The sequence below is a fragment of the Leifsonia sp. Soil_N53 genome (assembly GCF_057655165.1).
On the sequence record NZ_JBDGMM010000010.1, the window covers coordinates 1 to 7,096 of the forward strand.

Annotated in this window: 7 protein-coding genes and 1 pseudogene; 1 reads left to right on the plus strand and 7 read right to left on the minus strand. The window is 74.7% G+C overall.

Annotated features, from left to right (window positions below):
* From AC3A3H_RS00270 to AC3A3H_RS00280, 3 genes are all read right to left on the minus strand, one after another.
* A partial coding sequence (locus tag AC3A3H_RS00270) for a sigma factor (RefSeq protein ID WP_487612535.1) occupies positions 1-173 on the minus strand: 173 nt, incomplete at its 3' end.
* 61 nt (positions 174-234) lie between these two features.
* Entirely contained in the window at positions 235-651 is a 417-nt protein-coding gene (locus AC3A3H_RS00275; protein WP_487612529.1) for a YciI family protein, read from the minus strand.
* Positions 652-746: 95 nt separating this feature from the next.
* Positions 747-1,433 carry a TetR/AcrR family transcriptional regulator gene (locus tag AC3A3H_RS00280; protein WP_487612530.1) on the minus strand — a complete coding sequence of 229 codons (687 nt, stop codon included), beginning with the start codon at positions 1,431-1,433 and terminating at the stop codon, positions 747-749.
* Between the two features lie 118 nt (positions 1,434-1,551).
* Between AC3A3H_RS00280 and AC3A3H_RS00285 the strand changes: the two genes are divergently transcribed.
* Positions 1,552-2,298, plus strand: coding sequence for a DUF4386 domain-containing protein (locus AC3A3H_RS00285; protein WP_487612531.1), 747 nt, complete (start codon positions 1,552-1,554; stop codon positions 2,296-2,298).
* Here the strand turns inward: AC3A3H_RS00285 and AC3A3H_RS00290 are convergent.
* From AC3A3H_RS00290 to AC3A3H_RS00305, 4 genes and pseudogenes are all read right to left on the minus strand, one after another.
* On the minus strand, positions 2,280-3,035 hold the full coding sequence (locus AC3A3H_RS00290) for an ABC transporter ATP-binding protein (protein ID WP_487612532.1): 756 nt from the start codon (positions 3,033-3,035) through the stop codon (positions 2,280-2,282). The two genes, AC3A3H_RS00285 and AC3A3H_RS00290, sit on opposite strands and share 19 nt — an antisense overlap.
* The gene (locus AC3A3H_RS00295; RefSeq protein WP_487612533.1) at positions 3,032-3,973 is read right to left on the minus strand and encodes an ABC transporter ATP-binding protein; all 942 of its coding nucleotides are present in this window, start codon (positions 3,971-3,973) and stop codon (positions 3,032-3,034) included. The genes AC3A3H_RS00290 and AC3A3H_RS00295 overlap by 4 nt, the downstream gene beginning before the upstream one ends.
* Before the next feature lie 23 nt (positions 3,974-3,996).
* The gene (locus tag AC3A3H_RS00300) at positions 3,997-6,750 is read right to left on the minus strand and encodes an FtsX-like permease family protein (RefSeq protein WP_487612534.1); all 2,754 of its coding nucleotides are present in this window, start codon (positions 6,748-6,750) and stop codon (positions 3,997-3,999) included.
* Positions 6,750-7,096 (minus strand): annotated as a pseudogene (locus tag AC3A3H_RS00305) (FtsX-like permease family protein); the annotation flags it as partial. The gene AC3A3H_RS00300 and the pseudogene AC3A3H_RS00305, both read right to left, overlap by 1 nt.

Below are 7,096 nucleotides of genomic sequence, written 5' to 3' on the forward strand. Positions count from 1 at the left end.
TCGATCGCGCGCCGCCGCCCCACCGTGAGCAGCCAGCCGACCGGGTCGCGCGGCGCCCCGGACGTCGCCCAGCCGACGAGCGCCTCGGCGAGCGCCTCCTGGGCGACGTCCTCCGCGAGCGCGAAGTCGCCCGTGTAGCGCGCGAGCGCGCCGACGATCCGGGCGGACTCCATTCGCCACACCGCCTCGACGGCGCGGCGCGCATCGGACGGGGTGCGGGCCGTCAACGGCGGCCTACAGCTGCCCGGTCGCCTCGCGCCACGCGCGCTCCTTCTGGATCCACTCGTTGTCCTGGGGGAACTCGTCGATCGTGGTCACGCGGCGGATCTCGACCTTGCTGCCCTGGATGTAGGGCATCCGCTTGGTCCACTCGACGGCCTCCTGGGCCGAGGCGACGTCGAGGATGTAGTAGCCGTTGAACAGCTCCTTCGTCTCCCCGTACGGGCCGTCGGTGACGACCGGCGCCTCCCCGGTGAAGTCGACGACCACGCTCTCGGCGGGGTCGAGACCCTCGGCGGCGAGCAGCACGCCCGCGCGGATGAGCTCGTCGTTGAACCGGCCCATCGCGTCGAGGACCTCGGCGAAGTCGACGTTGCGGAACGCCTCCTCGGCCTCGGCGGTCGGACGCAGGACGAGCATGTACTTGGCCATGATTTCTCCTTGTTGTGGCGGGTCCCTTCGACCCTCTCACCCCCGAGGTCGGGTGGGCCAGCGCGAAATCGACACGCGCCGGAAGAATTCTTCGGTCAGGGCTGGAGGCGTTCGATGCCCTGGAGGATGAGGTCGAGGCCGGTGGCGAACTCCTCGTCGTAGTCGTAGCCGGCCTGCGCCAGCTCGGCGACGACCTCCAGCAGGTACGGGAAACGGAGGGCCACCTCCGGCGGGAGGGTCTCCTCCTTCGCGGCCGCGGCCTGGCCGGACTCCTCGGGGGTGTCGAACGGGAGGGTCTTCTCCTGCAGTGCGAAACCGTAGACGTACGCGTCGAGCACCGAGGTGGCGTGCACGGTGGCGCGGAACGAGAAACCCGCCTCGCGCAGGCAGCCCATCATCGCGTTGTGCGCGGCGAGGTTGGCCAGACCGGGGCGCATGCGCGACTCCATCAGGCCGACGGCCCAGGGATGCCGGCGGAGCGCGGCGCGCAGGGAGACGGCGCGGGCGCGCATGGCGTCGTGCCACGGGATCGCCGGCCCTCCGCTGTCGGCGCCGCCGATGGCGGGAGGTTCGACCTCCGCCCAAACCAGGTCGACCATTCCGTCGATCAGCTCGTCCTTGTTGGCGACGTGCTTGTAGAGGGCCATGGGGACCACCCCGAGCTCGGCGGCGAGGGCGCGCATGGAGAGCGCGTCGAGGCCTGCGGTGTCGGCGCGGTCGAGCGCGCGCGCGAGCACGGTGTCGCGGGTGAGGCGAGGGCGTGGGGATGGGCGCTCCGGCAACGGATTCTCCTGGGCTCGCTCGATGGGTGTTGACAAGGTGTACGGCGTACACCTATCGTTCCAGGTGTACGGCGTACACCCATCAGCTTAGTCAGCATCACCCGAAGGCGAGAACCCCATGACCGTCGACACCGTCGCTCCGACACCCGCGACCTCCGCAGCCACCGCCGACCGGCGCCGGTCGCTCACGGCAGGCGTGCTCTTCCTCGTCACGTTCGTCTCGGCCATCGCCGGCGTGCTGCTCTACGCTCCGGTGCTCGACGACCCGGAGTACGTGCTCGGATCCGGAGCGGACACGCGCGTGCTGCTCGGCGTCCTCTGCGAGGCGGTGCTGATCGTCGCGAACCTCGGCACCGCGCTTGCCCTGTTCCCCGTCCTCCGCCGGCGCGCGGAGGGCCTGGCGCTCGGCTATGTGGTCGCGCGCATCGTGGAGTGCGTCTTCATCGCGGTCGGCATGCTGTGCTTGCTCACGGTCGTGACCCTGCGTCAGCATGCGGCAGCGATCGGCGATCCGGACGCCCTCGCCGTGTCCGCGCAGACCCTCGTGGCGCTGCGGAACTGGACCTTCCTGCTCGGGCCGGGCTTCGTCGCTGGCCTGGGCAACGGCGTGCTGCTGGGCTGGCTGCTGCTCCGCACCGGCCTGGTGCCGCGGCCGATGGCGGTCGTCGGCATGGTCGGCGGGACGCTCGTCGCGCTGTCCGGGATCGGCGTGCTGTTCGGACTGTGGAGCCAGGGCTCCGGAGTCTCCGCGGTGGCGACGCTGCCGGAGATCGTGTGGGAGGCGTTCTTGGGGATCTACCTCACGTTCGTGGGGTTCCGGACGCGTGGACGGGGTGGCGTGCAGGCTCAGCCCTCGGCGGCGTGACGCCCCCGGCGCTGCGCCCCCGCGCCCAGCCGGCCGTCGTGGAGGTCCAGCACGCGATCGGCGCGGGCCATCAGCAGCGGGTCGTGGGTCGTCACCACCGCGGCGACGCCGCTGCCGTGGACGAGGCCGATCAGGAGGTCCATGATCTGGCGGCCGGTGACGCTGTCGAGCTGGCCGGTCGGCTCGTCGGCGAACAGCAGCGGCGGGTCGGCGGCGAGGGCGCGGGCGATCCCGACGCGCTGCTGCTGGCCTCCCGAGAGCTCGGTCGGGCGCTGACGGGCGTGGGCGGCGAGGCCGACGCGGTCGAGGAGCTCGGCCACGCGGGCGTCGCGCTCGGCCGGGTCGGTCCCGAGCAGGCGGAGCGGGATCTCCACGTTCTCGGCCGCCGACAGCACCGGGATGAGGCCGAACGACTGGAAGACGAACCCGACCCCGCGCCGACGGAGTTCGACGAGCGCGGCCTCGTCGGCGGTGGTGAGCTCCACTCCGTTGACGACGACGGTGCCGGCGGTCGGCCGGTCGAGGCCGCTCAGCACGTTCAGCAGCGTGGTCTTGCCGGAGCCGGACCGTCCCCTGATCACGACCAGCTCGCCGCGGTGGACCTCCAGGGTCGCCTCGGCGAGCGCGACCACCGGGCCGGCGGCCGTCTCGAACACGCGGGTGACGCCCTCGGCGACCAGCAGCGGGCCGTCCGGGTGCGCGTCGACGCGGTCGGCGATGGTCTCGAGAGTTGTCATTCGGCGGCCTCCTGGTCCTGACGCGATGGCTCGGGCGCAGCGTCGGCGCCCGCGGCACCTCCACTCGCCCCTGCCGCGTGCGGCCACACCCCGACATGGTCCGCCTCCAGCGCCAGCCGCACCCTCTCGTGCATCCGGAGTGTCGTGAGGTACTCGTGCGGCAGCTGCAGGCGGCCGACGCGGTCGAGGACCGCGTACTCTTCGGCGATCGTGTGCTCGTCGCCGTCCGCCGTCACTCCGGTGCGGCGCAGCACCTCGGTGGAGGTGCGGCCGTCGCGGATCTGGACCGTTCGGGCGACGTGCTCGGAGACGGTCGGGTCGTGGGTGACGATCAGGGTCGTGACCCCGAGTTCGCGGTTGACGCCGCGCATCGCCTCCAGCACGTCGGCGCTGGTCGCCTCGTCGAGCTCACCGGTCGGCTCGTCGGCGAGGAGGACGCGCGGCTCGTTCGCGAGACCCACGGCGATCGCGACGCGCTGCTGCTCGCCGCCGGACAGCTCCGACGGGCGGCGGTCGGCGCAGTGGGAGACTTCCAGCAGCTCCAGCAGGTCGGCGGAGCGGCGCTCCCGGTCGGGCGTCTTCGCCAGCGACATCGCCAGGGCCAGGTTCTCGCGCGCTGTGAGGTAGCCGAGGAGGTTGCGGGAGGTCTGCTGCCAGACGAAGCCGACCGTGCGGCGGCGGTAGTCCACCCGCTCGCGCGACGAGAGCGTGAGGAGGTCGCGGCCGGCGACCGACACCTGCCCGGCGGTGGGCTTGTCCAGGCCGGAGAGGATGCCGAGCAGGGTCGACTTCCCCGAGCCGGACGCGCCCACGATCGCGACGAGTTCGCCGCTGTCGACGCTGAGGGTCAGGCCCTGCAGCGCCTGCACCTCCACGCCGTCGGCGGTGAAGATGCGGACCAGGTCGGCGCAGCGGATGGCGGCGTCGGTTTCGGTCATCCCGGTCACTCCGATCATCCCGGTCATTGTCCTCCTGTCGTGGGCAGGTCGCCGGCGGCGCGCAGCACGGCCGCGGGCGAGGAGCGGCGCGCGCCGGCCAGCGCGACCAGCGTGGCGAGGGCGGCGATCGCGGTGAACCCGGCCAGCGCGGCCGCGCTCAGCAGCGGGTCCCGGACGATCGCGGGCTGCACCGGGCTGCCGGTGAAGCCGCGCAGGTCGAGCGGGCCGAGCACCACGCCGGGCAGCAGGAGGCCGACCACAGTCCCGGCGATCAGCCCGACCACCAGCACCGGCCCGAGCTCCCACGCCAGCACGCCCGCGGTCTGGCGCGCGCTGAAGCCGACCGTGCGCAGGGTGGCGACCAGCCGGACCCGGGCCGCGGTGTTCATCACGAGGGTCAGCAGCAGCGCGGCGACGCAGAGCAGGGCGGTGAGCGCGATCGAGAGCAGCGCGACCGCCTCCGTGCCGGCCACCAGCGGCGAGGCGTGCAGGGCGGCGCGTTCGGCCACGGCGTCGCCCACGACGGCGCCCGTCCCGCCGATGCGGGCGAGCGCGGAGTGCACGGCGGCCCCGTCGGCGCCGGGCGCGAGGGCGACCAGCACGGTCTGCGGCGAACCGGTGACCTCGCTCGAGCGCGGCAGTGTCGTGCGGTCGATGATCGCCCAGCGGGTGTCGCGCACGTAGACGCCCGGCGCGAAGTCCAGCTCGGTCACGGCCAGGTGCACGTTGCTGCCCTGGCCCACGATCAGCGCGCTGGTGACCGGGATGCGGCTCTCCCAGCCGCCGAGCACCGCGCCGGTGCGGCCGGGGAGGCCGTGGCCGAGCAGGGTGGCCAGCCGCGCGGGCGCCGGGAGGTCGCGCTGGACGGCCGCCAGCTGCGCCGGATCGACGAGGTAGCCGGAGACGATCTGCGTCGTGCCGGCCGCGCTGATCGCCACGCCGCCCGCCCAGTCCACGGTCGCCGTGGCCGCGACGCCGGGGATGCGGCGCACCGCGGCGAGCTGGTCCCGGTCGAGGGTGGAGGCCGCGGTCAGCGACAGGTCCGAGCCGACCCGGGCCCGCGCGCCCTCGTCGAGCCCGTCGCGCGCGGTCGCGAGCACGCTCACCGAGAACAGCGCGATGCTCGCGCCCGCGACCAGGGCGAAGACCGGCCAGAGCAGGTGGCCGCGCGTGCCGGATGCGCCCCGCGAACCGGCCGCCCCGAGCGAACCGGCCGCACCGAGGAACGCGACGGCTCCCCTGCCTCGCCGCAGCGAGCCGGTCAGCCAGCCGAGCGGCACGACCGTCACCCGCAGCACGACGACGCACGCGGCCAGCGCCACGAGCACCGGAGTGAGCGCGGCGAGCGGGTCGACCTCCAGCCCGCCGCCGGGGGACGACAGACCCCGACGCGCGAGCAGCACCACGCTGAGCGCGGCGAGGCCGAGCACGATCACCTCGGCCACCCACGCCCAGCGCGACCGGGCGGGCGGCCCGGCCGGCTTCGGCACGAGCGACCCGGCCGCGAGGACGAGGGCGAGCGGCGGCGCCAGCGCACACAGGGCCGCGAGCAGGACGGGCAGCAGCACGGGCGCGGCCTCCGGTGTCACGGCGAGGGCGATCACGAGGCCGGCGGCCGCGGCCGGGACCGACGCGAGCGCACCGTCGAGCGCCAGGCTGCCGCGCAGCCGCCACGGGGACGCGCCGCGCGCCGCCATCAGCGCGAGCGCCTCCCGCCGCCGGGACACGACGAGCCGGGCGCCGAGCGCCAGAACGGTCAGCGCGACCACGAGCGGCCCGGCGGCGAGGATGGCGAAGAGCGTGTTCGCGGGCTGGGCGCGGGACTGGAACGCGTCGAGCGGGGTCGGGAGGCTGGTGCCGAACGTCAGCGGCACCCGCGCGTCGCCGAAGCTCGCGACAGGAGGCAGCGCCAGGAAGCTGCCGAGCGCGCCGCGGACGGCAGGGAGGTCCTCCGCCCGGAAGCCGGCGGGCGGCACGGCGAACCACAGCGAGGCGACGGTGCCGTCGAACGCGGGGGCGACCACCGGCCACGAGCCCGCGTCCAGCCAGGCCACCGCGCCGAACTCCTTGCCGGAGTCCCCGGCGTCGACGAAGTGGCCGTGGGCGCGGACGGCGTCGAGGTTCCAGAAGTCGCTTCCGGCGTCCTTCGGCTGCACCAGGCCGGTCAGCTTCAGCCGCAGCGAGGGCTCGGTGGCGATCGGGCGCGTGGTCCCCGGCGTCCAGCCGAGGAGCTTCGCCGCCTCGGGGGTCAGGACGACGTCCACGGTCGCGCCCGCGGCGAGCGGAGAGGCGACAGGGCTCGGCCAGGCGCCGCTCACCAGCTTCGCCTCGCCGCGCAGGCCGCGGTAGGCCTCCACACCGACCGAGTAACGGCTGTTGCTCGCGGCGCCGGCGGGCGAGGCGACCGCGACGTCGTAGCTGCGCGCCGAGCTGTCGCCCGGGCCGACGACGGCGCGCAGCGGCGGCCGCATGCCCTGCCGGACGGACCGGGCGACCTGGGGGAGGTCGCGCCAGACGTCCGCCGCATCGAGCGCCGGGCCCGGAGTGAAGGAGCCGGTGCGGATCGACGTGGACACATCCCGGCCGCCGGCGCCGGCCTGCGCGAGCTCGTGGCGCAGCTCGCTCGTCAGCAGCTCGCTCGCGACCCGCGGCCAGGCGGACAGCGCCGTCGCGGCGACCAGGGTGACCAGGGCGAGCAGGAGGAGGCCGCCTCGGAACGCGCGCAGCGCGCGCAGGGCGAGGCCGGCGTCGGAGAGGTGGGAGGCGCCGCGGGCCATCAGCGCGTCTCCTCACGGTAGGCGGTGTCGGCGGCCTGACGGCGCACGGCGACGCCGTACCCCCACACCGCGACGGCGAGCGCCGCGGCCAGCGCCACCGCGCCGACGGCCATCCCGACCGGATCGACCCGGCCTTGCACCGACAGCGTCGACGGTGCGGTCACGACCGACAGCCGGGCCAGGGTGTTCCCGACGAGCAGCACGACGACGATCCCGCCGGCCAGCCCGAAGACGCCGGCCGCGCACGCCACGCCGATCACCTCCAGCCGCCGCGCCCTGGCCTGCTGGCCGCCGGACAGGCCGACCGCGCGCAGCACCACGACCTCGCCGCGGCGACGACGCAGGG